Annotated in this window: 27 protein-coding genes; 14 read left to right on the forward strand and 13 right to left on the reverse strand. The window is 62.5% G+C overall.

Annotation, left to right across the window (positions count from 1 at the left end):
- Window positions 1-128: 128 nt before the first annotated feature.
- A complete protein-coding gene (gene oxlT / locus VSR72_RS33670; protein WP_342956581.1) occupies window positions 129-1463 on the forward strand; it encodes an oxalate/formate MFS antiporter in 1335 nt (444 codons plus the stop codon).
- A gap of 76 nt (window positions 1464-1539) precedes the next feature.
- On the opposite strand, the gene ahpF is transcribed toward oxlT, so the two are convergent.
- From ahpF to VSR72_RS33685, 3 genes are all read right to left on the reverse strand, one after another.
- Window positions 1540-3141, reverse strand: a complete 1602-nt coding sequence (ahpF, locus tag VSR72_RS33675; RefSeq protein WP_342956582.1) for an alkyl hydroperoxide reductase subunit F — start codon at window positions 3139-3141, stop codon at window positions 1540-1542.
- A 187-nt stretch (window positions 3142-3328) separates the two neighbouring features.
- Window positions 3329-3892, reverse strand: a complete 564-nt coding sequence (ahpC, locus tag VSR72_RS33680; protein ID WP_321926040.1) for an alkyl hydroperoxide reductase subunit C — start codon at window positions 3890-3892, stop codon at window positions 3329-3331.
- Between the two features lie 313 nt (window positions 3893-4205).
- Window positions 4206-5114, reverse strand: a complete 909-nt coding sequence (locus VSR72_RS33685) for a LysR substrate-binding domain-containing protein (RefSeq protein WP_342956583.1) — start codon at window positions 5112-5114, stop codon at window positions 4206-4208.
- Window positions 5115-5240: 126 nt separating this feature from the next.
- Here VSR72_RS33685 and VSR72_RS33690 point away from each other — a divergent pair, with 126 nt between their 5' ends.
- From VSR72_RS33690 to VSR72_RS33710, 5 genes are all read left to right on the forward strand, one after another.
- Complete coding sequence (locus tag VSR72_RS33690) at window positions 5241-5966, forward strand: pirin family protein (RefSeq protein WP_342956584.1); 726 nt, start codon at window positions 5241-5243, stop codon at window positions 5964-5966.
- A gap of 114 nt (window positions 5967-6080) precedes the next feature.
- Window positions 6081-6494 (forward strand): DoxX family protein, encoded by a 414-nt coding sequence (locus VSR72_RS33695; protein ID WP_342956585.1) that lies wholly within the window; start codon window positions 6081-6083, stop codon window positions 6492-6494.
- Between the two features lie 207 nt (window positions 6495-6701).
- Entirely contained in the window at window positions 6702-7259 is a 558-nt protein-coding gene (locus tag VSR72_RS33700) for an FUSC family protein (RefSeq protein ID WP_342956586.1), read from the forward strand.
- Window positions 7260-7525: 266 nt separating this feature from the next.
- On the forward strand, window positions 7526-7654 hold the full coding sequence (locus tag VSR72_RS33705) for a hypothetical protein (RefSeq protein WP_302058828.1): 129 nt from the start codon (window positions 7526-7528) through the stop codon (window positions 7652-7654).
- Between the two features lie 40 nt (window positions 7655-7694).
- Window positions 7695-8111: a rubredoxin gene (locus VSR72_RS33710; RefSeq protein ID WP_342956587.1), complete on the forward strand. Its 417-nt coding sequence runs from the start codon at window positions 7695-7697 to the stop codon at window positions 8109-8111.
- Between the two features lie 30 nt (window positions 8112-8141).
- On the opposite strand, the gene VSR72_RS33715 is transcribed toward VSR72_RS33710, so the two are convergent.
- Window positions 8142-8996: a LuxR C-terminal-related transcriptional regulator gene (locus VSR72_RS33715; RefSeq protein WP_342956641.1), complete on the reverse strand. Its 855-nt coding sequence runs from the start codon at window positions 8994-8996 to the stop codon at window positions 8142-8144.
- A 131-nt stretch (window positions 8997-9127) separates the two neighbouring features.
- On the opposite strand from VSR72_RS33715, the gene VSR72_RS33720 reads away from it, so the two are divergent.
- Entirely contained in the window at window positions 9128-9958 is an 831-nt protein-coding gene (locus VSR72_RS33720; RefSeq protein ID WP_342956588.1) for a carbon-nitrogen hydrolase family protein, read from the forward strand.
- A 112-nt stretch (window positions 9959-10070) separates the two neighbouring features.
- Window positions 10071-11426: an APC family permease gene (locus VSR72_RS33725; RefSeq protein ID WP_342956589.1), complete on the forward strand. Its 1356-nt coding sequence runs from the start codon at window positions 10071-10073 to the stop codon at window positions 11424-11426.
- A gap of 207 nt (window positions 11427-11633) precedes the next feature.
- Here VSR72_RS33725 and VSR72_RS33730 read toward each other — a convergent pair whose 3' ends face one another.
- The 3 genes from VSR72_RS33730 to phoU all read right to left on the reverse strand — a co-directional run bounded on the left by VSR72_RS33730 (window position 11634) and on the right by phoU (window position 14836).
- Window positions 11634-13727 carry a Na/Pi symporter gene (locus tag VSR72_RS33730; protein WP_342956590.1) on the reverse strand — a complete coding sequence of 698 codons (2094 nt, stop codon included), beginning with the start codon at window positions 13725-13727 and terminating at the stop codon, window positions 11634-11636.
- Window positions 13702-13872: a hypothetical protein gene (locus VSR72_RS33735; protein ID WP_342956591.1), complete on the reverse strand. Its 171-nt coding sequence runs from the start codon at window positions 13870-13872 to the stop codon at window positions 13702-13704. The genes VSR72_RS33730 and VSR72_RS33735 overlap by 26 nt, the downstream gene beginning before the upstream one ends.
- 256 nt (window positions 13873-14128) lie before the next feature.
- Window positions 14129-14836, reverse strand: a complete 708-nt coding sequence (gene phoU, locus VSR72_RS33740) for a phosphate signaling complex protein PhoU (protein WP_342956592.1) — start codon at window positions 14834-14836, stop codon at window positions 14129-14131.
- Window positions 14837-14900: 64 nt separating this feature from the next.
- Here phoU and VSR72_RS33745 point away from each other — a divergent pair, with 64 nt between their 5' ends.
- Window positions 14901-15326 carry a hypothetical protein gene (locus VSR72_RS33745; protein ID WP_342956593.1) on the forward strand — a complete coding sequence of 142 codons (426 nt, stop codon included), beginning with the start codon at window positions 14901-14903 and terminating at the stop codon, window positions 15324-15326.
- A gap of 193 nt (window positions 15327-15519) precedes the next feature.
- Here the strand turns inward: VSR72_RS33745 and VSR72_RS33750 are convergent, their stop codons facing one another.
- The 5 genes from VSR72_RS33750 to VSR72_RS33770 form a co-directional block, all read right to left on the reverse strand.
- Window positions 15520-15798: a hypothetical protein gene (locus VSR72_RS33750; RefSeq protein WP_342956594.1), complete on the reverse strand. Its 279-nt coding sequence runs from the start codon at window positions 15796-15798 to the stop codon at window positions 15520-15522.
- 110 nt (window positions 15799-15908) lie between these two features.
- Window positions 15909-16067, reverse strand: coding sequence for a hypothetical protein (locus VSR72_RS33755; RefSeq protein ID WP_342956595.1), 159 nt, complete (start codon window positions 16065-16067; stop codon window positions 15909-15911).
- A 108-nt stretch (window positions 16068-16175) separates the two neighbouring features.
- Window positions 16176-16373, reverse strand: a complete 198-nt coding sequence (locus VSR72_RS33760; protein ID WP_342956596.1) for a hypothetical protein — start codon at window positions 16371-16373, stop codon at window positions 16176-16178.
- A gap of 87 nt (window positions 16374-16460) precedes the next feature.
- On the reverse strand, window positions 16461-16997 hold the full coding sequence (locus VSR72_RS33765) for a hypothetical protein (RefSeq protein WP_342956597.1): 537 nt from the start codon (window positions 16995-16997) through the stop codon (window positions 16461-16463).
- Window positions 16998-17414: 417 nt separating this feature from the next.
- Entirely contained in the window at window positions 17415-18047 is a 633-nt protein-coding gene (locus tag VSR72_RS33770; RefSeq protein WP_342956598.1) for a PAS domain-containing protein, read from the reverse strand.
- Window positions 18048-18231: 184 nt separating this feature from the next.
- On the opposite strand from VSR72_RS33770, the gene VSR72_RS33775 reads away from it, so the two are divergent.
- From VSR72_RS33775 to VSR72_RS33785, 3 genes are all read left to right on the forward strand, one after another.
- The gene (locus tag VSR72_RS33775) at window positions 18232-19203 is read left to right on the forward strand and encodes an ornithine cyclodeaminase family protein (protein WP_342956642.1); all 972 of its coding nucleotides are present in this window, start codon (window positions 18232-18234) and stop codon (window positions 19201-19203) included.
- A 137-nt stretch (window positions 19204-19340) separates the two neighbouring features.
- Window positions 19341-19817, forward strand: a complete 477-nt coding sequence (locus VSR72_RS33780) for a YbaK/prolyl-tRNA synthetase associated domain-containing protein (RefSeq protein ID WP_342956599.1) — start codon at window positions 19341-19343, stop codon at window positions 19815-19817.
- The gene (locus VSR72_RS33785; protein ID WP_342956600.1) at window positions 19808-20527 is read left to right on the forward strand and encodes an HAD-IA family hydrolase; all 720 of its coding nucleotides are present in this window, start codon (window positions 19808-19810) and stop codon (window positions 20525-20527) included. The genes VSR72_RS33780 and VSR72_RS33785 overlap by 10 nt, the downstream gene beginning before the upstream one ends.
- A gap of 233 nt (window positions 20528-20760) precedes the next feature.
- Here the strand turns inward: VSR72_RS33785 and VSR72_RS33790 are convergent, their stop codons facing one another.
- The gene (locus VSR72_RS33790) at window positions 20761-21432 is read right to left on the reverse strand and encodes a GntR family transcriptional regulator (protein WP_342956601.1); all 672 of its coding nucleotides are present in this window, start codon (window positions 21430-21432) and stop codon (window positions 20761-20763) included.
- Between the two features lie 385 nt (window positions 21433-21817).
- Here VSR72_RS33790 and VSR72_RS33795 point away from each other — a divergent pair, with 385 nt between their 5' ends.
- Both VSR72_RS33795 and VSR72_RS33800 read left to right on the forward strand, forming a co-directional pair.
- Entirely contained in the window at window positions 21818-22975 is a 1158-nt protein-coding gene (locus tag VSR72_RS33795; RefSeq protein WP_342956602.1) for a branched-chain amino acid ABC transporter substrate-binding protein, read from the forward strand.
- Window positions 22976-23378: 403 nt separating this feature from the next.
- Window positions 23379-24422 carry a DUF2242 domain-containing protein gene (locus VSR72_RS33800; RefSeq protein ID WP_342956603.1) on the forward strand — a complete coding sequence of 348 codons (1044 nt, stop codon included), beginning with the start codon at window positions 23379-23381 and terminating at the stop codon, window positions 24420-24422.
- Window positions 24423-24443: the final 21 nt, after the last annotated feature.

The following is a 24443-nucleotide window of genomic DNA, read 5'->3' on the forward strand; positions in this document are numbered from 1 at the left end:
TTGACTCCGTTGATATATTACATATTGTGTAAACGACTGTCAGCTAAACGACAGGATAAGCGGACCGCGATTCGGGCAAAAAGCGCCCCTCGCAGAAGGCCATTCATTCGAAGAAACCGGAGACACACATGGAGCATCGGCAAGGAGGGGCGTCGCGATTCGCGTCGCCGTGGACACAGCTCGTGTTAGGCGTCATCTGCATGGCGATGATCGCCAACATGCAGTACGGCTGGACGCTGTTCGTCAATCCAATCAACGAGAAGTACCACTGGGGGCGCCCTGCGATTCAGGTCGCGTTCACGATCTTCGTCGTCACCGAAACCTGGCTCGTGCCCGTGGAAGGCTGGCTCGTCGACAAGTACGGGCCGCGTCCCGTGGTCGTGGCCGGCGGACTCTTGTGCGGTGTTGCGTGGGTGCTCAACTCGATCGCGGCTTCCCTGCCTGTGCTCTATATCGCGGCGGCAATCGGCGGGCTCGGTGCGGGGGCTGTGTACGGCACCTGCGTCGGCAATGCGCTCAAGTGGTTTCCGAACCGGCGCGGGCTCGCGGCCGGCATTACAGCGGCGGGTTTCGGTGCGGGGTCGGCGGCGACTGTCGTGCCTATCGCCAACATGATCAAGAGCAGCGGCTATGAGTCCACGTTCCTCTGGTTCGGTCTTGGGCAAGGGATCGTCGTGCTCGTGCTCGGCTTCGCGCTCAGCGCGCCCGCCTCGCATGGCGTCGCCGCAGCGAAACGCGCGATTGGAAATGCGGCGAAGCAAGTCGCGCAGAGTGCCAGCGCCGTCTACAACGCGGGCCCGCGCGAGGTGATTGCGTCGCCCATCTTCTGGGTGATGTACGCCATGTTCGTGATGATGGCCGCCGGCGGTCTGATGGCGACCGCGCAGCTCGGCCCGATCGCGAAGGACTTCGGCCTGCACGATTCGCCCGTGTCGCTCCTCGGCCTCACGCTGCCCGCGCTCACGTTCGCGCTCACCATCGACCGCGTGCTCAACGGTCTCACGCGACCTTTCTTCGGCTGGGTGTCGGACCGCATTGGCCGCGAGAACACGATGTTCATCGCGTTCGGCATCGAGGCGATCGGCATCGTGCTGCTCTCGCAATACGGCCACAGCCCGACCGCGTTCGTCGTGCTCACGGGCATCGTGTTCTTCGCGTGGGGCGAGATCTACAGCCTCTTCCCCGCCACCTGCGGCGACACTTTCGGGCCGAAGTTCGCCGCGACCAACGCGGGCCTGCTCTACACCGCGAAGGGCACGGCCGCGCTGCTCGTGCCGTTCACGAGTGTGATCACCGCGGCAACCGGCAGCTGGCACGCGGTGTTCATGCTGGCATCGGGCATGGCGGCGGTCTCCGCGCTGCTCGCCGTGTTCGTGCTCAAGCCAATGCGCAACGCACATCGCCAGAAGCATGCGGAACCGGCAACCGACTTCCCGTATGGCAGCCCTCTCGTGCAGGACTGAGCCCTCGCATCTCGCGAAGGCATAAAAAAACGCCGGCGAAAGCCGGCGTGAAGAGAGACTGCTTTAAACCTTTTGCTTAGGCGGCCACTTGAGCCGCCTTTGCGTCTTCTTCCTGCTCCACCGACGAGCGGATCAGGTAGTCGAATGCACCCAGCGAAGCCTTCGCGCCTTCGCCCACGGCGATTACGATCTGCTTGAACGGCACGGTCGTCACGTCGCCCGCGGCGAACACGCCCGGCACCGACGTCTGGCCCTTCGCATCCACTTCGATCTCGCCGTGCTTCGACAGCGCCACCGTGCCCTTGAGGAACTCGGTGTTCGGCACGAGGCCGATCTGCACGAACACGCCTTCGAGTTCGAGATGATGCTTCTCGCCCGACGTGCGTTCGAGATACGCAAGACCCGTGACCTTCTGGCCGTCGCCGGCGATTTCCGTGGTTTGCGCGTTCACGTGCACCGTGACGTTCGGCAGGCTGCGCAGCTTGCGTTGCAGCACTTCGTCCGCACGCAGTTGCGCGCCGAATTCGAGCAGCGTGACATGGCTCACGATACCGGCCAGGTCGATTGCCGCTTCCACACCCGAGTTGCCGCCGCCGATCACCGCTACGCGCTTGCCCTTGAAGAGCGGGCCGTCGCAGTGCGGGCAGTAGGCCACGCCCTTGTTCTTGTACTGCTGCTCGCCCGGCACATCCACATTGCGCCAGCGCGCGCCCGTGGCGAGCACCACGCTCTTCGCGCGCAGCGTCGCGCCGCTTTGCGTGCGCACTTCGAAGCCGTTGCCCGAGGGCACGAGCGCTTCGGCGCGCTGCAGATTCATGATGTCGACGTCATAGGCGCGCACGTGCTGCTCCAGCGCCGTGGCGAATTTCGGCCCTTCCGTTTCCGTGACCGAGACGAAGTTCTCGATCGACATGGTGTCGAGCACCTGGCCGCCGAAGCGCTCCGCGAGCACACCGGTCCGAATGCCCTTGCGCGCCGCGTAGATCGCAGCAGCCGCGCCAGCGGGGCCGCCGCCGACGATGAGCATGTCGAAAACATCCTTCTGGTTCAGTTTTTCGGCGGCACGCGACGATGCGCCGGTGTCGAGCTTCGCGAGAATCTCTTCCACGCCCATGCGGCCCTGGCCGAACACTTCGCCGTTCAGGTAGATGGTCGGCACGGCCATGATCTGGCGCTTCTCGACTTCGTCCTGATACAGTGCGCCGTCGATGGTGACGATCTGCACGTTCGGGTTGAGCGCAGCCATTGCGTTGATCGACTGCACGACTTCCGGGCAGTTCTGGCACGACAGCGACATATAGACTTCGAACGAGAACACGCCGTCGAGCGCCTTCACCTGTTCGATCGTATCGTTCTCGAGCTTGACCGGGTGGCCGCCCACTTGCAGCAGCGCCAGCACGAGCGACGTGAATTCGTGGCCCATCGGAATGCCCGCGAACGTGACCTTCACGTCGGAGTTCGCGCGCTTGATCTCGAACGAAGGGGTACGCGCGTCGCCGGCTGCGGCGCCACGGCGTTCTTCGTAGGCAATGCGATTCGAAAGCGATGCGATGTCCTGCAGCAGTTGCTGCAGTTCTTGCGACTTCTCGCCATCGTCCAGGTACGCAACGATCTCGATCGACTGCGTGACTTTTTCGAGGTAGCTTTTGAGTTGATCTTTGAGGTTGGCGTCGAGCATGGCGTTTTTTCCGGCTAGAGAAGAAGCGGGGAATTCTAAGTATTGCCTGGCAATTTCGCCGTTCCGCTTATGGCGTTACGAGGCGAGCAGGGTGTCCGGGCCGCAGCCGCGTGGGCGCGGCCCGGAAATACAGCTAGTGAGACGTCAGCGTCATGCGATCAGGGCGATCGCATTTAGACAGCGACGCTTAGATCTTGCCGACGAGGTCGAGCGACGGCTTGAGCGTTTCTGCGCCCGGCGTCCACTTGGCGGGGCAGACTTCACCCGGGTGCGCTGCCACGTACTGAGCCGCTTGCACCTTGCGCAGCAGTTCCTTGGCGTCACGGCCGATGCCGTTGTCGTGGATTTCGCACAGCTTGATCTCGCCTTCCGGGTTGATCACGAACGTGCCACGCAGTGCCAGGCCTTCTTCTTCGATCATGACGTCGAAGTTGCGCGTGATTGCGCCCGTCGGGTCGCCGACCAGCGGGTACTTGATCTTGGCGATCGTGTCCGACGTGTCGTGCCATGCCTTGTGGGTGAAGTGCGTGTCGGTCGACACACCGTAGACTTCAACGCCCAGCTTCTGGAATTCAGCGTACTGGTCAGCCAGGTCGCCGAGTTCCGTCGGGCACACGAAAGTGAAGTCGGCTGGGTAGAACACGACAACCGACCACTTGCCCTTCAGGTTTTCTTCAGAGACCGGAACGAACTTACCGTTGTGGTATGCGGTCGCCTTGAACGGCTTGACTTGCGTGTTGATGAGAGACATGCGTTGTTTCCTCGCTCTGGGTTGGGAAAAGGTATGGACGAAGGTTACGGGAACCGCGTCCGTTTGAAAAATTGGTTGCTTTGATCGCAGGTATTAACCCTGCCTATCGGGCCCCATAGCGTCCGTCAAAGCCCGCCAGCATGGGGTTCCGCGCCCGCATCACGCGGCCCGAACAACCCCTCGGGGCGGTGAGCATACAACGAAACTGCGACAATGCGCCTCACGTGCCTGCGCTTTCGTGGTGCATCCGCAAGGCTCTACGCGTTAGATGCAGGCGCAACGGCCTTTCTGCAAGGGCCGCAGGCTTGCTGCGTCAAAGCGCCCCGCCACGCGCGGTTGCCGCACGCGCCGCGAGCCGCTCGCGCAGATATTGCGTGAACGCGCGGATCGTCACGGAAGCTTCACGATGCTGCGGGTACAGCGCATGCAGCGCGTTGGGCGGCGGCATGAACGGCTCCAGCACCTCGACGAGCAAACCCGCATCCACCGATCCCGCCACGATGAAGTCCGGCAGATAGCAGATGCCGAGCCCGGCAATGGCCGCGTCCCGGATCACTTCGCCGTTGTTCGCGCGCAGCGGCCCGTGCACCTCGAAAGGCGTGCGCACGCCATCGACGATGAATTCCCATGGCGCGCGGCCCTGCTGCCCGTATGGCAGGCAGGCGTGCTGCGCGAGTTCGGCGGGCGTTTGCGGCTCGCGGCGGCGGCGCCGGTAGCCGGGGCTGCAGCAGGCGATCATGCGCACGTCGACAAGCTTTTGCGCCACCAGCGTGGAATCCGCCAGCCGGCCAATGCGCAACGCCATGTCGAAACCCTCTCCGATCACGTCGACATTGCGGTCGCTCAGATCCATGTCGAAGTGCACGTCCGGATGCTCGCGCAGAAATTCGGCGACGAGCGGCGAAAGGTGCGCCATGCCGAACGACATCGGAGCGCTCACTTTCAGGAGGCCGCGCGGCTCGCTGCGCCGGTCCGACATGGCCTGCTCGGCCTCGGACACGTCCGCGAGAATGCGCTTCGCGCGCTCGTAGAAGTCCTGGCCGAGGTCCGTGACCGCCAGCTTGCGTGTGTTGCGCACGAGCAGGCGAGCGCCCAGATCCGCCTCCAGCGCCGCCACGCGCCGGCTCACGAACTGCTTGGAAAGCCGCAGCCGGTGGGCCGCCGCCGTGAAATTGCCGGCATCCACGGTGTTCATGAAGATCCGCATGTCGTCGAGTTGCATTCCAATTGTCCACTTAAATGTGACAGTGAGTCGTATTTTACGGTCATTCGATTCGATTTGATTGACCTAGAATTCTTCCATCGCAACCAAACAACCGAATCGAAACGATTCACACGGAGAAACAAAATGATCGAACTTCGCAAGGCAGACCAACGCGGCCGCGGTGAACATGGCTGGCTCAGCTCGCGTCATACGTTTTCCTTTGCCAACTACTACGATCCGAAGCAAGTGGGCTTTTCGGACCTGCTGGTGATCAACGACGACCGCGTGGCCCCGGCGCGCGGCTTCGGCAAGCACCCGCACCGCGACATGGAAATCTTCTCGTACGTGCTGGAAGGCGCGCTCGAGCACAAGGACTCGATGGGCACCGGCTCGGTGATCGTCCCCGGCGACGTGCAGCTGATGAGCGCCGGAACCGGCGTCGCGCACAGCGAGTTCAACCACTCGGCCGACGATGGCGTGCACTTCCTGCAGATCTGGATTGCACCGAACGTGAAGGGCGCGCAGCCGCGCTACCAGCAGAAGAACATCGCCGACGAGGAAAAGCGCGGCAGGTTCCGCCTGATCCTCTCGCCGGACGGCGCCGAAGACTCGCTGCTCCTGCGCCAGGACACACGCGTGTATGCAGGCCGCCTGGACGGCACGGAAACGGCGAAGGTCGAAGTGGGCGCCGACCGCTACGCTTACGTTCACGTGGCGCGCGGCAGTGTGAAGCTCAACGGCGTGGAACTGGGCGAAGGCGACGGCGCGCGCATCCGCTCCGAGCGCGAGTTGAGCTTCAGCGACGGACACGATGCAGAGGTCCTGGTGTTCGATCTGCGTAATATCGAAGTGTCGGAGCTCTGGTCTTAACTTATGCTTGCGCAGTCCGGCGCGCGGCGGCCCGCACACTGAAAGCGGGCCCCCGCCCGGCAAAGCGCGAACTGATACGTAGTGAACTGCTTAATTCTTCATCGGAGAAAAACCATGCGATACAACCTGTTCGGGCCGGGCAACGACGTCGTGCTGCTGGTCTCCCGCGTTCTGCTGACTTCGCTGTTCATCCTGTTCGGCTGGTCCAAGATCACGGGCTTTTCGGGCACCGTCGATTACATGGCGCACGTTGGCGCGCCCGTGCCGATGCTGTCGGCCGTGATCGCCGTGGTCATGGAATTCGCGGTTGGCATTCTGTTGCTCGTGGGCTTCTACACGCGGCCGCTCGCCGTGCTGCTCGCGATCTATACCGTTGCGACGGCCTTCATCGGCCATCACTTCTGGACCATGACCGGCGCCGATCAAATGGCGAACATGATCAACTTCTACAAGAACATCAGCATCGCCGGCGGCTTGCTCGCCCTCGCGGTGACGGGTCCGGGACGGATCTCGATCGACAGGAAGTAGCGCACAGGTTTTCCGGGCTGCAGAAAGGCGCGATGCTTGATGGCATTGCGCCTTTTTTGTGCTCCTCGACGCCAACCAGGCCTTCCATCTCATGCGCTATCGCTCGAGGCCGCTCGTGGATCTGATCCGCACATCATGGACACGGCTTGATATGCTTGGCAGCGCACCCGCTTATCCTCACGTTCTCCTTACGATCCATAACGCGCGATGCACGACCCACAAGACAACCTCTACGCGTACCTCACTTCGCTCCAGCAATCGGCGCTGAGTGCGCTCAAGCGCCTGCCGCTCAAGAGCCGCGCCGCGCAAGGCACGCTCATGGCGTTGCGCGCCGTATGCGCCGCAGGTCTTGCGTACAGCATCGGCCGCGCGCTCCACACCGAACAGGCGTTCTGGGCCGCGATCACGGCGATTGCCGTCACCCAGCACGATTACGCCGATACGCTCGCGCAGTCGCGCGACCAGTTCATCGGCGCGATTGCGGGCGGCGCAGTGGGCCTCGCAACGGCGGCGTTCCTCCCGGAAAATCTCGCGGCGTACCTCGTAGCGGTGAGCGTGGTGATCATCGGCTGCTGGTGTCTGAGCGTGAGTACGGCCGCGCGGCTAGGCGCGATCACCACGACCATCGTGCTCCTCGTGCCGATGAACGGGCCGGTGTGGGACGTTGCGCTCTTTCGCGTGGCGCAAGTCGCCATCGGCATGGCTTGCGCGGTGCCGGTGTCCTGGCTGTTCTCGTATATCGAGCAGCGCTGGCTGCATGCGTAAGCGCCGTCTCTCAACGCACACGAAATAATCCATCTCCGGGCGCTCCGGAATCCGGCCCGCAATTGCGGCGATAATTGCTGCCGCTGTGCGGCGTTAGTTGCCAGGCGAGAAATCTGCGGCGCGTGCGCGCAGTCGCCGCGCAAATGCCCCTGTCGACTCGAAATCGTGCGAAACTCCCCCGCCGCGCTCTGCCGCCGTCATGCCGATCATGACGGCATTAAGGGGCGCAATCGAGAACGCAACCCACGCCGCCGCAATATCACCCTATGAACACCACCACCCGCCCCGCCGCTTCGAACGCCAAGTCCAGCAAGTCCATCACGCTCCTGCAATTGCTCGCGCTGATCGGCGCTGGCGGCATCGCGGCCTCGCTGCTGTTCCGCTACTTCCTGTAAGCGCAGCGCGTCCGGGGCATCAAGCCAACCGTTTTCGCTTATGTACAAGAAAGGCGTCGCCCTCGAAATCCAGTTCCCTCCCGAACGCCTGAATGACGGCGCAGGCGACCCGTACTGGATCGACCTCACCGCCGACGAAGCCGCCGCGCTGCTCGCGACGCTGCAAACAAAGCTCGCAGCACGCGAAAGCACCGCAGCACCGCTCGTCGTCGCGCTCGATACCCCGCACGAAACAGCCGCGCTCGATGCGCCCGCAAGCGCCTCAACGGCAACGGCCGGCGCCGACGACGGCCTCAAGCAATGGGTCTGCGTGATCTGCGGCTGGGTGTACGACGAAGCGGCAGGCGCCCCCGATGACGGCCTCGCCCCCGGCACCCGCTGGGCCGACGTGCCCGACGACTGGCGCTGCCCGCTCTGCGACGTGGGCAAGGAAGACTTCGCGCTCGTCGAGTTCTAACTCACGCGCGCCGCTAACCGTGCGCGGCGTTCACACGCCCACGCGCCCGAGCGGCTCGTAGAAGAGCGCAAACAACTCCGACTGCGAACTCACGCCGAGCTTCGCGTAAATATGTTTCTTGTGCGCACGCACGGTCTCGAACGAGATTTCGAGCCGCTCTGCAATGGCGCGCGTGGAAAAGCCGCTCAGGCTCAAACGCACCACTTCGATCTCGCGCGCGGTGAGCGCCACGCGTCCGCTTTGCTGCGTGACCGCCTCGATTCGGCTCGCGAAGCCCGCCTCGCTCAAATGCCCTTGCTGCGCGGTGCTTTCGGCTTCAGCCGGGTCCGACGCGACCGCCTCGGCAACGCCCTCGGCAAACGTCTCATACGCAAGCCGCTGCTTCATGAGCGCCACCACCCACGGCGCGAACATCGCGAACAACGCAATATCGCGCTCCGTGTAATGGTGCTTTGCGCCCAGCGAGAAAATCAGTGTGCGCTCGTCATCCACAGGCAAGTTGAACTGCACTTCGTCGCCGATGATGTTGCTCTTGAAGTAGCGCTGGTAATAGTCCGTCATGCGGAAGTTATCGGGCGCGACTTCGGCGAGCGTAACGAGCCCCGCGCGCGGCTTTTCGCTGGCGTTGAGATAGAACGGATCGAGCAGGTACATGCCCTCCAGATACGCGCGGAACAAGAGATCCACGGTGCCGTCGGGCATGGGCGATTCGGCGCACACGAGTGGCGCGCGATCGCGCCGGAAGACGAGCGCCACCCAGTTGTCGAACGCGACGAAACGCTCGATCACACGCGTCATGCGGGTCCAGAAATCGGGTCCGTCGAGAGCGTCGATCAGCGTCGCGATATGGTGATGGAACGCGCGGTCCTGCCAGTCCAGTTCCATGAGCGGTTCCATGGCTTCTCCGATCAGGGGTACCCCTGCAGGGTAATTTCTCGACAAAAATAACGTGGAGATAATAGCCGCTCCTGACGCCCACGCGGTGCTTTACGTAATACATAAGGAAGGAGACAGGCATGCAACTCGAACTCGCGCAGATCCCGGTCGTGGACGGCGCAGTCGCTCCCAACCTGGGCCGCGTACTCGACGCGATCGTCAAGCGCCGCGAAGGCAGCGATCTCATCGTCTTTCCCGAAGCCACGCTCACGGGCTTTCCCACGCGGCAGAACGTGCGCGACGTGGCCGAGACGCTCGAAGGTCCGTCGCTCTCCAAAGTGCGCGACGCCGCACACGCGGCCAATATCGGCGTGGCCGTGGGCCTTGCCGAGCGCGAAGGCGATCGCTTCTACAACACGACCGTTCTGATCGACGAACGCGGCGACATCGCGCTGCGTTATCGCAAGACGCACCTGTGGGCTACGGACGTGGGCGTGTTCACGCCCGGCGACCGTTATGAAGTGTGCGAATACAAGGGCACGACCGTTGGTCTGCTGATCTGCTACGACATCGAGTTTCCCGAAACGGCGCGCGCCGTGGCCTCGCTCGGTGCGGAAATGCTGGTCGTCACGAACGGCAATATGGATCCATTCGGCCCCGTGCATCGCCGCGCGATCGTCGCGCGCGCCATGGAGAACCAGATGTTCGCGGCGCTCGTGAACCGCACCGGTGACGGCGACGACAACCTCACGTTCCCCGGCGAAACGGCGCTCGTGAGCCCGTTCGGCGACGTGCTTTGCGAGTTGAAGAACGAAGACGCGGTGCTGCACGCGAAGATGGATCGCGCGCTCCTCGCGCAAAGCCGCGAGCACTACAGCTATCTGCACGACGCACGCGTTGCGCTCAATCTCGTGGACGAGAACGACGCGCAAGGCCGCCGCTCGCTCAATATTCGCCCGCGCTCGCGTTAAAGGCGCAACGCAGTAAGCCGTCCCGTGTAACAAGCGATCCGGCAAGCCGCCCCTGCGGCTCGCCAGGCCCCGACACGTCCGCCAAAAACCGCTGCACCCAGGAGACACCTGCATGAAGCCTGCTTCGCCGTCGCATGAACGCGGCACTCAAGAACCTCACCTGAAGCGCACGCTCGGCCTGCCGTCCGTGCTCCTGTTTGGCCTCGCCTACATGGCGCCGCTGATCGTCTACGGCACCTATGGCGTGCTCGCCGGCGCGAGCCAGGACACCGCCGCCCTCGCCTATCTCATCGCGCTCATCGCGATCGTGTTCACGGCGCTCAGCTACGGCAAGCTCGCGCGCCTTTTCCCGGTCGCAGGTTCGGCCTATACGTATACGCGCAAAAGCTTCAATTCACACCTGGGCTTCATGATCGGCTGGGCCACCCTGCTCGATTACTTCTTCCTGCCGATGGTGATCTGGCTGATCGGCGCGGCGTATCTTGGCGCTGCGTTCCCGAGCGTGCCGACGTGGATCTGGATCGTCGCGTTCATCGTGTTCACGAGCGCGCTGAATATCGTCGGCATCGAACTCGCGGCGCGCTTCAACATCGTGCTGATGATTGTGCAGCTCGGCATCACGGCAATGTTCGTAGTCCTGTGTTTGCACTACGCCGCCGCGGCAGCGGGTCCGGGCGGACTCATTGCAGCGCAGCCGTTCTTCCAGCCGCACGTGCCGCTCTCGGCCACGATGGCGGGCGCTGCGATCGCCGCGTATTCGTACCTCGGCTTCGACGCCGTTTCGACGCTCACCGAGGAAACCATCGAGCCCGAAAAGAACATTCCGCGCGCTATCGTGCTGATCGCGCTGGTGGGCGGTGCGATCTTCGTGATCGCCGCGTACACGCTGCAACTCGCGCATCCGGGCGCCGTGTTCAAGGACCCCGATTCGGCCGCGTTCGAAATCGCGCGCAAGGTGGGCGGCGACATCTTCGTGACGATCTTCCTCGCGGGTCTGATCCTCGCGCAGTTCGCCTCGGGCATCTCGGCGCAGGCGAGCGTTGGGCGTCTGCTCTATGCGATGGGCCGCGATGAAGTGCTGCCGAAGTCGATTTTCGGCTACATTCACCCGCGCTTTCGCACGCCTGCGATCAACATCGCGATTGCCGGTGTCGTCGGTTTGATCGCGCTGAAGCTCGATGTGGCCACGTCCACTTCGTTCATCAACTTCGGCGCGTTCCTCGCGTTCACTTCAGTGAACCTGTGCGTGATTCGCCAGTACTTCAGCGGCGCGGCAGGCACGCGCGGCTTCGGCGTCCTCGGCGGCCTGGTGTTCCCGCTGATCGGCGCCGTGACCGATGTCTGGCTGCTGTGCAGCCTCGAAAAGACGGCGATCGTGCTCGGTGTGATCTGGTTCGTGCTGGGCCTCGTGTACCTTGGCTGGATCACGCGCTGCTTCCGCCAGGCGCCTCCGGAAATGGCGGTGTAAGCGAATTGCTGCACACGTAGCGCTATCCGCTTCAGGCAAAACGGCGAGCGTCCCTCACGTTACGTGGTGTCGGCAGACACGACTATTAGCCTCAAAAAAACAGCCACCAAGGCAAGCCCTGGTGGCTGTTTTTCACCGTTGGTCTATCTATGATCGTCACGGGTGGCACCCGTGACCCACAGACGGCGGCAGGCGGCAGCCCCACAGTCAATGTCGTGCGACTGCCAAAACAACCAGCAGCACAGCGATAAGTGCGGCAAGCCATTTCACCAGAACGATCAGACTTCCCACTTTCTCATCAAGCGCGCGAACTGCGTCGGCCTTCTGAATGCCAATGCGCTCGGGGAGGGCATTGTCGTCACGTAGATGTACGCCATCAGCATCGGAAAGCCTGATCCTGGCCTGCTCAAAAGCCATATGGGTCACGTATCCGGTCGCGACTTCGGGCAAGCCGGTTTCATTGACGCTGTCTGGCCGGAGAAACACGCAAGGGTTACCCTGCGCAACCGCGACTTCCGGCGTTATTGAATAAAGACGCTTCATTGATAACGCGAGTTTGACGTCTGTGAGTCGCGCAGCGTCGATGCCTTCGATGAGGCCCTGCATGCTGCTTGCGGGCACATGGAACGATGCCCACCACTGGCCGGGCTCATGCATCTCATGATCGTCAGCGTTGTAGCCAAGTCGGGCCGTACCAAGCGGGCTGTCCGAAAACGTGATGCCCAGTGCATCCTGCCACTCGCGAAGGCCACGATGATCCCCGTCGTTGAGTTCCCGAGTCGAAAACGTGACGCTAACGGCGTGCTGCCTGGTCCAGGGTTCACCGATAACACACAACTCTCCGTCGTCCAGATGCGCGGTTCCCTGTATGTACGTCGCCAGGATCGATTGGCTCTCTTCTCCATTGGGTTCCGCCTGGCGCACGATGCGGAGGTCCTGGAGCGTCAGCCAGATCGATCGGGCAGACTCGTACTGCATCCGCACACCATCGTCCGTGGCATTTTCATCCTTATGCCGCATGTATTCAGGAATACTGATTCGAATGTTCGGCGTATCTCCATTGCGTGTTGCAGGTCCTGCGTGGGCGTTTTCTCGCCCTTCGTCACCGGCATTCCGGGTCGTGTTGCGTGACGGCAGCCGCTCCCTTCCGCCGGAGTCGTCCCAATCCGGCACGTCCCCGCGATGGGCGTCTCTGCCGGGAACGCGGCTGCGTTCTCGCAAACGCTGACGCACATCGACCAGCAGTGCGCCCGGGTCAGCTCCAACGCGCAATGCCGGCCGCGTTGCACGAAGATGTGTCTCGTTCTGAACCGGAATACCAGGCTGATCGCCGTGAGCGGCACCTGCCGTGTCTGCAACCTTGATGAGCGCCGGCATCAAGCGTCCGAGCAGATTGCCGTATGGGGTGAGCAGTGGCAGGAAGACCGCGGCCAGGACGACATTGAACAGCGTGTGGAAGTCCGCGACCACACGTCCATTGTCGGCTTCCATGGAGACCATGAATCGTCCGATCGGCCCAAGTGCGGCAAGCACCAGCGCGGCGCCCGTCAACAGGATGAGCAGGTTGCCCACCGGGAGCCGCCTCGATGCAGGATCGTCTGGAACAGCCGATTCGAGCACCGGCTTGATCGCGGCGCCCAGATTCGCTCCCAGCACCAGTGCAAATGCGGTATCGGGTGGCACGACGTTGCGGGCGCAGAGGGACGCGACCAGCAACACGGCGGCAAGGTTTGAATCCGCCGCCCAGCTCAGGCTCGCGGCGAGCAGAACGTCCACGAGCGGCACGGTCGACGCGGCGCCGAGCAGCACGCGCAGGCTGGGCGCGTCTTCGTAGTCGGTCATCAGATCGAGCAGTTCATGCAACGCAAACAGCATCAGGCCCAGTCCGATGAAGGCGCGACCCAGATCATGGGCCCGTGTATTCGATGTCTTGCGAAACATCAGCACACCGACCAGTATCAGTGCCGGCGAGACAGCCGGTACATCGAACGACAGCACCTGCACTATCAGCGTCGCGCCGACGTTCATCCCCAGCATGACGGCTAGCGCTGGAACAAGGTCAACACGTCCCTCAGCAGCAAGACCGGCTGCCATCGAACCGGTTGCCGTACCGCTCTGCAATACGGCCGCCGCACCCATACCGGCGACGAAGGCGTGCCCGCGATCGTGCAGAGAGCGCGCAAGCAGCGACTGAAGCCCGGCGCCGAACGCACGCTGCATGCCCGACTGGACCATCTGCGTGCCCAGCAGCAGAAGTGCGATGGAACCTGCGAGATCAATCAGCGTGAACGTCGTCGGCATGCCCGTGCTCCAGTTGTGCCGTCATATTGCCGGTTTTCCCCACACGCGCCGGAGCGCCGCCGCCCTCCATGTGCTTCCGCACCGCAGGCAGCAACGGTGAACTCACACCATTGTCCAGATAATTTTCGATGGCATTGGTGCGCAAGCGCACAGCCAGTCTGTCAACAAGCAGGAAGTGCGAATCACTCGCGTGAAGCGGGCGGCCGCCCTCTCAATAGCGAGGACGATGCCCTGCATGACGGTTAGGTTGCAGAAGCACGATTGTGGCGGAGCTATTCTGCCGGGACCTCGCAGACGCCCGCCCCAAGCGGGAGTCCGGGAAGGCGCATGTCAAGCCCAGACGGTTGGCACGTACGTCACGCGCGCGGCCGTTGAGATCTCATGCCGCTGCTGTACTGCTCTCAATCATTCAGGGCCGCGCGCTCAAGGCGATCGCGCGATATGTGACGGACATCCTTGCCCTTGACGACATAAATGACGAGCTCCGCCAGGTTCTTTGCATGGTCGCCGATCCGTTCGATGGCCGACGCGATGGACACATAGTCGAGGGCAGAAGAGATGATGCGGGGATTCTCCGCCATGTACGCCGGCAGTTTGCGCACGAATGCGCGGTACTGCTCATCGATCGCCTCATCCTCGCGCATGATCCGTGCAGCCTCAACCGTATCGAGTCTGGCAAATGCGGCGAGCGCATCGTGGAAGATGGTTCCCGCCATCTGGCCGGATGACCGGATTTCCGCGATATTCAGATTCCTGCCCGCAGCGTCGTTCTCGATTTTGCGCGCCCGCTTTGCGATCTTGCGTGCTTCATCGCCTGCGCGCTCGAGATTGGTGATGCCTTTGGAGAAGGCCATCAGTCGCCGCAGGTCGGATGCGGTGGGCTGGCGCCGCGCGATGATGTTGTTGCACTCGGCATCGATCTCGACTTCCATCGCATTGAGTCGATGCTCCTCGTTAATCACCTTGTCGACCAGATCCATGTCGAAGCGGCTGAGGGCCTCCATTGCATCGGTCAACTGTGACTCAACCAGTCCCCCCATCGCGAAAAATCTCGACGACAGGTGTTCCAGGTCGGCATCGAACTGGCTAGAAGTGTGCTTGTCTGGCATAGAAAACTCCCCTTGCCAGAAAGACGATAAACTGTTTGTACGGTTTGTCAAACGTGAAAAAACCATGAAGCCACAGGCTACCAGGAAAAGAAACGGCAAGCGGGCGCACGCAGCCCCGGAGGAAGGCGCCAACGAGGCAGCGGTCGGCCAGGAGGCAGTCCAGACTGCGAAGGCTCGACGTGTGGCGGCGAAGCCACAGGCCCGAAAGGCAACGCCTGTGGAAGCGCTTCCTTCGCGCGCTGACCGGCACCGCAGGGAGCATGTCAAACCGGAAAAGGTCGTGCGCGACACCTTCACGATGCCAAGGGAAGACTACGAACAGCTCGCCGTGCTCAAACAGCGGTGCCTCGATGCGGGTCTGGCCGTGAAGAAAAGCGAGCTCGTGCGTGCGGGGCTGCTTTTGCTGGCATCTGAGCCGACGAACCGCCTTCTTTCGGCCGTCAAGGCGGTCGAGCCGGTCAAGACCGGCCGGCCACCGAAATCGAAGTGAGCGCCGCACGATGCCTGACGGTCGCACCGTCATCACCCCATGCGGCACGGACCAGGCGCGGCCCGAATAGTCGTGCGTGCCAAACACAACTGCAACCTGGAAGCGGTTGCCGCCGAGGCCGAACAATCCGCGAAGACAGCGGGCTCAATCGCGTACGGAGGAGTTGCCGCCATTGCGGCTGCCCATTGTGCTCTCAATGCGCCGGAAACGACGATGCGGCGTCGCCTTCTGCGTCAGCGCAAGGGCGAGGTCTCTCAATTCGATCCAGGCGAGCGAGCAGATCCTTTGCCTGTTTCTCAATGTGCAAGGGGAGCAAGGGCGCGGCCAGAATGGCACTGACCCTGGCCCGCCAGTAGTTCAGGTTGACCATCGCCCCTGTTTCAATGGCGCGAACACAGTCGGCCGAGTGCTCGAGATGGGTGAGCACGTTCCTGATATGCGCCAGATCCCTTTCAGCAAATTCGTCGCTCACGATTCATTCCCCGTTATTTGTGTCCGACCTGTTCGCTCTTGTTGGCACTACCCTGCTTCCAGCGTCGGAGGCACTGAAGCGCAGACTGGACCGTGCGGCCCCGACAATGTTCAACGTCGTGACCGGGTCCGTTGCCACCATTCATGGTGATCGAGATTGCGCAGTAGATCGGCGCGACGCCGCTCACGGAGGTAATGCGCAGTCACGCCAATCACGGCGATAACAAGCACGATCGTGCCGGCAGCCATACCCAGCGAGGTTTGGTCCATGTCAGCTTCTCCAGTGATACCCGGATCGCCGCCCCATGCTCCAGGCGGCACGCACGCAACGTGAATGTGGTCCGTCCCGGTGACAGGCCACCGGCAATGTGCCTGCGCTCAGCGCGCCCGTGCGATCGCGCGCAGGATTGCGTCGCCTCGCGGGGTCACGCGAGGAATCGGCAGGCCCGCTTCTGGCGGTTCAATCTCAATCAACTCGAGTTCTCGAAGCGCGCCAATCTCCAGGCGGTCCGTCTCCATCCGCTCAGGCGCAGACTTCACCAGCATCAACGTGGCGAGTTCGTGGGGGCTCAGCATGGCAATCCCTTGCGTTGGGACGTTGAGAAATAAAACCGCATCCAGCAGCGATCCGGCCGGGAACGGCTATCTAGTCGACGGGCTACGTCAGCGCGACTGACTTCGCCGCTTGCGGCCTGTCGGCACCGCGGCAGCGACGGAATCCGCTTCCTTGCACGTGATGTCCTGCAGGGCAGCAGGAGCCATCGCGGCGACGGCGCAACCGGAATCATCGGAAGACGGACTGGCCGCCTTCATCATGGCGTCGGTGATCCTCAGGCTCCGGGCGATCGCAGCGATAGCCGCTGTCGCGTGCCGGACCGTTTCGACATAGCCATCAAGGGCAAGCCGGTTCAGCGCGGCCGACGTCTGCAGCGTCATGTCCATCACCGCGCTGGTGTGCGCGGCGAACTGCGCAGCAAACGGCGGCAATGTGCCGGCCCGATTCCACGCAAGGGGCTCCAGCGTCTTCGGTGGTTGCGTGCTTTCGCGATGGTTTTCTGCGCCGGCAAGCAGCGCTCCGTACATCGAGGCGTTCAACCGCGCGAGTTCGCCGAAACCGGCAAGCAGATGGCCGGCCAGCATGGGGAACGCAGCCGCACAGGCTGCAGTTGTGGCAAATGATTGCTTTTCAGGACTGCTCACGAATTGGCTCCATGTACTCACCAACAGGCGTGGCCGCTGCCACCGCGGCCGATCGTCGGCATGCCGGCGTCCGCGAACCTGCGCTGCGCAACGCCCCGCCGATCAATCTAGAGGCTTCATTCTAACTTTGTTAAATTGCGTAATTAAGTCGTGTTGGCCAGGAATTTCCCCAATATGTGGGAATCGGCGGACGTGGTGATCGGTCACGACCTCGGATCGATGGGCAGTCATGGAACGCCATCGTTTGGCACGCTGCGACGTCGTGAGCGCACCCGTTTCGACCATTCGGCCCGCACGGTGGATCGATCAGGGTTCAATGCCTGCCATGGCGGAGGAAAGTAACAGGGCAGGATGCGTTCCAGGTGATAGGAGGCAAGACTGCCGGAGAGGTCGAATGATGCCGCGCGGCATGCGACATTACTTCGCGTCGTTATAGACGGTCGCGCGGGATACGCCCAAATGTTGCGCCACCGTGTCCATAGAGCGGCGCAAATCCAGATAGCCCTCTTCCTTAAGCGCCAGCATCAGTGCCTTGCGCTGGTCCGTCTTCAGCGCCTGAGGTGTTGTCGCGAGGCCAACTGCGAAGCGGTCAATACGCTCGCGAATTGAATCCGCGCTTGACGGGTCAATCGACTCCTTCACGACATTGCTCTTAGGCACCGAGAACTGTTCGAGCATTGTCGAAATGCTGCGAAACAGAGTCACATCGACGTTCAGGCACAGCGCGGCGAAATAGTGCCCATCGGAATCCTTGATGCCGATGGACGTACTTTTCGCGCGACGTCCATCACTGAACTGATTGGCATAGTTCGCAATGACCTGCGGGTATTCGTCGTCGGCGATGCGCGCCAGGCCGAGTTCAGTTGCCGGTTCACCGACATGGCGCCCCGAAAGGTTGTTGTGAATCGCGAGGATGGCGTGTTTGGGCGAGCGCAGGTCATGAACGACGACCTCCGTAAACGGGGCCAGCGTCTCCCCCAGCCCCGCAGCAATCTGCTGAACCTGTTCGAGGATGACCTGCTGTTCACGGTTGAATTTGGCTTTTGGCATTTCAGACGTTTCATCTACCTTTGGTCACATTGCATAGGTCGCGCTCGACATATTGACATTTTATCCAAATATAGACAAACTGTTAAGTCCGTAAGCTAGACGCCCAGTGTTTGGCAGCTAGCCCGAGCTGGGTCACTCTGAAGCAGCCGACCCGCTGGTGAACCTCAGCCCTCACTTTCGCCCGATGCCTAACGACGCCCAGCTCATGCTTCTGAACCGCGATGCAGTCGAGCCCGCCCTTCAGGGCGAGCAAGTGCTCGCTGCGGTACGTGAAGCCTTCATCCTGCACAGCCAACGCGCCGGGCGCGTCTTCCCCGTCGTTCGCGAAAAGCTTCATACAGGCGGAGTCTTCGGAATCAAATCCGGCGACATTGCCACCCAGGAGCTGCTTGGCTTCAAGGCCGCGGGCTTTTGGCCGGGCAACCGCGCCAAGGGCGGCGAGCCACATCAGGCGACCGTAGCGCTGTTCGACCCAAGCACCGGACGACCGCTCTGCATCATGGACGGAAACGCCATCACCACTGCCCGGACCGGAGCTGCCGGCGGGTTGGGCCTGCAACACCTGGCTCGCCCGGACAGCACAAAGATTTGCCTGTTCGGCACCGGCGTGCAGGCGAAGGTCCAACTGCAATACGCACTCCGGATGCTCCAGGAAAGATGCACCGTCGAATACGTCAACGTAAGTGGCGAGCCAGACCCGGTGTTCGAAGCTGCATTCAAGGAACGCTGCAGCATCAGCGTTGCGCGGAACCGCGACGACGCCGTGGCCAAAAGCGATGTGGTCATCACGGCTACCCCCGGCGGCGGACCTCTGTTCGATGCAGCTTCTGTTCAGCCGGGAACGCATCTGACTTGCGTGGGTGCTGACACCACCGGTAAGCGCGAGTTACCGGATGGTGTCCTGCAACGCGCGCGCATCTTCGTCGACGACCAGGTGCAGGCGCGCAATATTGGCGAATGCCAATGGGCGCCGGAGCTGCCATGCACGGAAATCGGCGACGTGTTAGCCGGCAAAGCAACCGTCGGACGCTCGAAGGCTGACGTCACCGTATTCGACATGACCGGGCTAGCGCTTCAGGATTTGACCGTGGCGCGATTCCTTTATCGGAACGCCCTGGAGAAGGCAACAGGCATCGTCGTCGCCTGGCCCTGGTAAATGCTTGAAAGCGAATATGCCTCGAGCGATTCCATTTCTTGATTGCAGCTTAAGCCTGCCTCAATCCAGCCTCGAGCAAATGGCGCCCGGGGCGCTAAGCTATTTCGAGGCACATTTTGTCGGGGATAAATCGAACGATGTCTACGGTGTATGAGAAGCTGGTAGCGCTCCTTGAAAGTGAGGGGGCCAAATATCGTGTCATCGAGCACCCCGCGGAGGGACGCTCAGACCTGGTCGCCGCAATTCGCGGGACGGAGCCGGGGCAAGGTGCGAAGGCAATGCTTTGCAAGAACAAGACCGATGATGTGGGGTTGATTCTCGCCATCCTTCCCGGCGACAAGAAGCTTGACTTCAAGAAGGTAGCCGCCGCGGGCAGCATCAAGAAGGCGACGCTTGCAACCGCGGAGGAGGCGCAGCGCGAGACCGGTTGCGTCATTGGCGCAATTCCGCCGTTCACGTTTTCGCCTCACATCAAGCTCGTGGTGGACCCGGGCCTCATTGAGCGCTTTCCAGAAATCGCCTTCAACGCGGGACGTCTCGACAAATCGATCGTTCTCGACTCCTCGGATTACGTCCGAATTGCGCAACCTATCCTCGAGCCGTTGTGCGTCTAGGCAAACTCTCCGCAATCTCCTTCGACCTTGACGACACACTTTGGTCGTTTAAGGCCGCGGTTGAACAGGCCGAGGCAGCGCTGCATGCCTGGTTGCTTGAGCAGGCGCCACTAACGGCGAGCGTGGTGCCAACTGCGCAGGCGCTTGGCCGCATACGGGACGAGTACGAACGCTCACGTCCCGACCTGGTCGGCGATTTTCGCGCGTTAAGAATTGGCTCAATCAGGCTGGCATTGGAGACGGCAAACGAGGACGCTTCTTTAGTCGACGACGCGTATGAGGTCTTCTACGCCGCTCGCCAGAGAGTCCAGTTTTACGATGATGTGATGCCTGCACTGCAATGGCTTAGCGCCAGATTTCCTCTCGTCGCAGTGACCAACGGCAACGCAGACTTACGCATGACGGGTGGCAGCGAATACTTTCGGACAACGTTGAGCGCGAGCGCTGTGGGGTTCGCAAAACCTGCCGCGGAAATCTTTCATATTGCGGCCCGCGCCGTCGATGTAGCTCCAGCGGAAATGCTACATGTGGGCGACGATTATGACCTCGACGTTGCTGGTGCCCTGAACGCCGGGCTTCAAGCGGCGTGGCTATTCCGGGGGACTCTCCGCGAACGTGAGCTAGCGGTGCAACACTCGCTCAGCCGCCATATCACGATTAGCGATTTGTCGATGCTATGCCGTGCCGTCGGGGGACCGGACTCGCTCTGAAGCCAGCAGGCTCGATCCAGGCGGGCGGTTCTCATTGGCTGCTGCCTTGACGAGGAATGCTAGAAGAAAAAATGGCCACAGCGGTAGCTGCGGCCATGAGTAGACTTACCAGAAATAAAAATCGCCCAAGGCTTTGTCGGTACTCACGCACGCACTAGTTAGTCGTGTTTTTAAGCCGCATAGCTCGAAGGGCGCTCGCCGTTTTTCCATCCATTGCAGCGATAAAGAAACGCTCAGCTATCCAACCCCGCCAGCCGCGCCGCCGCCATCACTTCGCGCTTGGTATCGAGAATATGCCGCTCGATCAGCGCCACCACTTCATCCACAGCGCGCCGCTTGCAGGCATCGACGATCGCGTAGTGATCGCTTTGCACCTCATTCTTTTCCGTATCGAGCGACATGCGCAGATGCGGATATCGATTCGTCGTACTAAGGCAATACTCCTCGATCATCTTGCGCAGCCGCGAGTTGTTCGCAGGCGCGCACAGCGCGAGGTGGAACTGGCGGTTGCATTCGGCCCACTCCGCGGGTGACGAAGCGGCGTCGTACGCCGCGAGAATGCGTTTCATCACGTCGATGTCGCCGGCCACCATGTTCGGCACCGCGAGCTTCGCCGCATAGGTCTCCAGCGCCGCGCGAATGTCGAGCAGCTCGCAGATCTCCTGCGTGGACATGGCGATCACCACCGCGCCGCGATTGAGCTGATAGCTCACGAGCCCTTCGGCCTCGAGCTGGCGCAGCGCCTCGCGCACGGGAATGCGGCTCGCGCCGAAGCGCTCCGCAAGGCTCTCCTGGCGCAGCTGCGCGCCGGGCGGCAGCACGCCGCGCAGGATCTCGTCGCGCAGCTGGTCGCGAATCGTCTGGGGCAGCGATCGCTGGTCTTCCTTGGCCTGCACTGTCGTCATGAGGTCGTGGGCGCCGGGCGGACGAACGCCGTCCGACGAAAAAGTGTTGTCGTCAATATTTTTGCCTGCCAGAATTGGATACAATCCAATCGCTTCTGGATATTTATGGTGGCAGTACGGATCCGCCAGCCATTCCCACTGTGCCGTGTCCTTCTCTGGAGACTGTATAGGTTTCTGTAAGCATCTGAAAACCAAGCAATTTTAGCGTATCCACCGGGCCTGCCCGAGGCCGTTGCGTGCGCAACGGTTTCGGGAGGCGAACCGCCATCTGGCGGCCGGTTCCTTTTGCTTCACCCCTGCGCAAAAAGGCACGCCGCGCGCTCCGAACGCGGTGCGGGCCCGCTTGCGCCCATGAAAAACGTAGACCGCTGAGGAGAGAACCAGAATGAACCCAACCCAACACCATCTGCGCCTGCGCGCGCCCGTCGTTCTTGCCGCTGTCGCGGCCCTGTGGAGCGCCGGCGCGCTCGCCCAGGCCACCGACGTCAAGATCGGCTTCGCCGCGCCGCTCACGGGCGGCCAGGCCCACTACGGCGCGGACTTCCGCAGCGGCGTGCAAATGGCGATCGACGACGAGAACGCCACGAACCCGACCATCGGCGGCAAGCCGGTGCGCTTCGTGCTCGACGCCTACGACGACCAGGCCGACCCGCGCACCGGCACGACCGTCGCGCAGAAGCTCGTGGACGACGGCGTTTCCGCCGTGATCGGTCACTTCAACTCGGGCACCAGCATTCCGGCTGCGCCGATCTACGCGAAGGCCGGCATTCCCGAAATCGCCACGGCCACGGCGCCCACCTATACGCGCCAGGGCCTGCCCACCACGTTCCGTCTCGTGACGTCCGACGCGCAGCAAGGCAGCGTGCTCGGCGACTACGTCGTGAAGGACCTGAAGTTCAAGCGCTTCGCCGTGATCGACGACCGCACGGCCTACGGCCAGGGCGTGGCCGAAGAGTTCGCCAAGGCCGTGACGGCTGCGGGCGGCACGGTGGTCGCGCAGGAGTTCACGAACGACAAGGCCGTGGACTTCCGCTCGATTCTCACGCACATCAAGTCGGCTGACGTCGACGCGATCTTCTACGGCGGCGCCGACACCCAGGCCGCGCCGATGCTCAAGCAGATGAAGTCGCTCGCGATCAAGGCCACGCTGATCGGCCCCGACATGATGCACTCGGACGAGCTCATCAAGATCGCCGGTCCGGCGGCCGATGGCGCGCTCGCTTCGTCGGGCGGCAGCCCGCTGGAGCAGATGCCGGGCGGCAAGAGCTATGTCGAGCGCTACACCAAGCGCTTCAACAAGCCGGTCGAGCTGTACTCGCCGTACGCGTATGACGGCACGCGCGCCGTGATCGCCGCGATGAAGAAGGCGAACTCGACCGATCCGCACATCTACCTCGCCTCGCTCAAGACCACGAACATGAAGGGCGTGACCACGAACGAACTGGCCTATGACCAGTACGGCGACCTCAAGTACGGCGGCGTGACGGTCTACAAGGTCGTGGACGGCAAGTGGCAGCCGCTCACGACGGTCGGGACGAAGTAAGCCCACACTAACGCCGCGTTGCGGGCGCGGCGGCAGTATGGCTTCGACGATTTAGCGCATTGCGCACAGGAACAGCCGGCGGTACCCGGCTGCGGCGCGCGCCAGCGAGTTCTCTTCTCCGCTCGCTGCCCCGGGCGCCGGGTTGACACGGGCTTTCGCGTTGGGCGGAAGCCCGTTTTTTTTTCGTCATGCGGGATGTAAGCTTAGAAACGCCTTCGACCGGCTTTCGAAATGCCTCGAAAAAACGAGCGTTCGGTCGTGCGCAGCGGAACCGAACTACAATGCATGCCGTCCGATGCAATGCCGCATTGCTGCCCTGTTTGCCCCGAACATGTCCCGTTTTTTGAAAGTTTTCCCTCGTTTGCCCGTCCCGCTTCGCAGCTCCGCCCTCGCCGTAGTCACGGTGACGCTGGCCGCTGCGCTCGGCGCGTGCTCCTCCTCGCCCAAGCCCAAGTTCCAGGAAGATCAGTTGCTGAGCACGGCGCCCAGTCAGTTCTCGCGCAGCTTCAACTTCGCGAGCACCGACGCCTGCGAGTCGTCGCGCCGCGCGCTGCTGAGCCAGGGCTACATGACGACGATGACGCGCAACGACACCGTCGACGCCACGAAGAACTTCCAGCCGACGATGGATCAGCACATCGTCGTGGAGGTGCACGTGGTCTGCACGCCGGGCGACGCGAGCAATACGAGCATGGTGTACGTGAACGCCGTGCAGAACGGCTACGCGCTCAAGAAGAGCGATACCTCGGCGAGCGTGGGGCTCTCGATTCTGGGGTCGGTTTCGCTGCCGATTCGCTCGAACAGCGACGAGATGGTGAAGATTTCGAGCGAGACGATCCAGTCTGGCCCGTTTTATTCGCGTTTCTTCGATCTGGTCGGGCGCTATCTGAACGCCGCGGCGCGCAGCGAACCTGTGCCACCCACCGACGCGATCAAGATTGCGCCGTTGCCGCCGCCCATCCAGCCGGTTACGGCACCCGCAGCGCCCGCAGCGACCACGGTGGGATCGGCCGCGCCGGCTGCCGCTGCCGCTGCGGCGGCAACGGGTGCGGCGGTGCTGCATAGCAATGCGCTGCCTGCCGCGCCGGTGGTGACGGCGCCAGCGGCCGCGCCCGCGGCGGCGTCTGCACCTGCCACGGCGGCGCCCGCGCCAGCCGCTTCTGCGCCGGGCGCGTCGGCTCCGGTCGACCACGGCGTTGCGGCTGCGGCAGCGATCATGGGCGTGCCGGCGTCGGCGCCAGCAAACCCGCAGGCAGCGGAGCTCGCGGCGAGTGTGACCACTCACAACGCGGCGACGTCCGCGGCGGCGTCTATGCCCGTTGCGGCGTCGGCGCAAACGCTCGCTTCGATCTCGGCGGCTTCCGGCACCACGACCACGCAGAGCGCGGCGGCCACGCCGACTTCAACGCCGGTCTCGGCAACCATCGGCAGCACGACCACGCCTTAAGCGCCGCGTCACGCCAACCGG

It is taken from the genome of Paraburkholderia sp. JHI869 (assembly GCF_038900775.1).
GTDB lineage: Bacteria > Pseudomonadota > Gammaproteobacteria > Burkholderiales > Burkholderiaceae > Paraburkholderia.

What these genes read in the sequence shown, in the direction of transcription:
- VSR72_RS33770 (WP_342956598.1), bottom strand. Translation starts at nt 18,047, where the DNA reads ATGCCAAAAGCCAAATTCAACCGTGAACAGCAGGTCATCCTCGAACAG.
- VSR72_RS33755 (WP_342956595.1), bottom strand. Translation starts at nt 16,067, where the DNA reads ATGGACCAAACCTCGCTGGGTATGGCTGCCGGCACGATCGTGCTTGTT.
- VSR72_RS33700 (WP_342956586.1), top strand. Translation starts at nt 6,702, where the DNA reads ATGCACGACCCACAAGACAACCTCTACGCGTACCTCACTTCGCTCCAG.
- ahpC (WP_321926040.1), bottom strand. Translation starts at nt 3,892, where the DNA reads ATGTCTCTCATCAACACGCAAGTCAAGCCGTTCAAGGCGACCGCATAC.
- VSR72_RS33695 (WP_342956585.1), top strand. Translation starts at nt 6,081, where the DNA reads ATGCGATACAACCTGTTCGGGCCGGGCAACGACGTCGTGCTGCTGGTC.
- VSR72_RS33690 (WP_342956584.1), top strand. Translation starts at nt 5,241, where the DNA reads ATGATCGAACTTCGCAAGGCAGACCAACGCGGCCGCGGTGAACATGGC.
- VSR72_RS33795 (WP_342956602.1), top strand. Translation starts at nt 21,818, where the DNA reads ATGAACCCAACCCAACACCATCTGCGCCTGCGCGCGCCCGTCGTTCTT.
- oxlT (WP_342956581.1), top strand. Translation starts at nt 129, where the DNA reads ATGGAGCATCGGCAAGGAGGGGCGTCGCGATTCGCGTCGCCGTGGACA.
- VSR72_RS33745 (WP_342956593.1), top strand. Translation starts at nt 14,901, where the DNA reads ATGAAGCCACAGGCTACCAGGAAAAGAAACGGCAAGCGGGCGCACGCA.
- VSR72_RS33725 (WP_342956589.1), top strand. Translation starts at nt 10,071, where the DNA reads ATGAAGCCTGCTTCGCCGTCGCATGAACGCGGCACTCAAGAACCTCAC.
- VSR72_RS33730 (WP_342956590.1), bottom strand. Translation starts at nt 13,727, where the DNA reads ATGCCGACGACGTTCACGCTGATTGATCTCGCAGGTTCCATCGCACTT.
- ahpF (WP_342956582.1), bottom strand. Translation starts at nt 3,141, where the DNA reads ATGCTCGACGCCAACCTCAAAGATCAACTCAAAAGCTACCTCGAAAAA.
- VSR72_RS33685 (WP_342956583.1), bottom strand. Translation starts at nt 5,114, where the DNA reads ATGCAACTCGACGACATGCGGATCTTCATGAACACCGTGGATGCCGGC.
- VSR72_RS33780 (WP_342956599.1), top strand. Translation starts at nt 19,341, where the DNA reads ATGTCTACGGTGTATGAGAAGCTGGTAGCGCTCCTTGAAAGTGAGGGG.
- VSR72_RS33720 (WP_342956588.1), top strand. Translation starts at nt 9,128, where the DNA reads ATGCAACTCGAACTCGCGCAGATCCCGGTCGTGGACGGCGCAGTCGCT.
- VSR72_RS33760 (WP_342956596.1), bottom strand. Translation starts at nt 16,373, where the DNA reads ATGCTGAGCCCCCACGAACTCGCCACGTTGATGCTGGTGAAGTCTGCG.
- phoU (WP_342956592.1), bottom strand. Translation starts at nt 14,836, where the DNA reads ATGCCAGACAAGCACACTTCTAGCCAGTTCGATGCCGACCTGGAACAC.
- VSR72_RS33790 (WP_342956601.1), bottom strand. Translation starts at nt 21,432, where the DNA reads ATGACGACAGTGCAGGCCAAGGAAGACCAGCGATCGCTGCCCCAGACG.
- VSR72_RS33715 (WP_342956641.1), bottom strand. Translation starts at nt 8,996, where the DNA reads ATGGAACTGGACTGGCAGGACCGCGCGTTCCATCACCATATCGCGACG.
- VSR72_RS33705 (WP_302058828.1), top strand. Translation starts at nt 7,526, where the DNA reads ATGAACACCACCACCCGCCCCGCCGCTTCGAACGCCAAGTCCAGCAAG.
- VSR72_RS33710 (WP_342956587.1), top strand. Translation starts at nt 7,695, where the DNA reads ATGTACAAGAAAGGCGTCGCCCTCGAAATCCAGTTCCCTCCCGAACGC.
- VSR72_RS33775 (WP_342956642.1), top strand. Translation starts at nt 18,232, where the DNA reads ATGCCTAACGACGCCCAGCTCATGCTTCTGAACCGCGATGCAGTCGAG.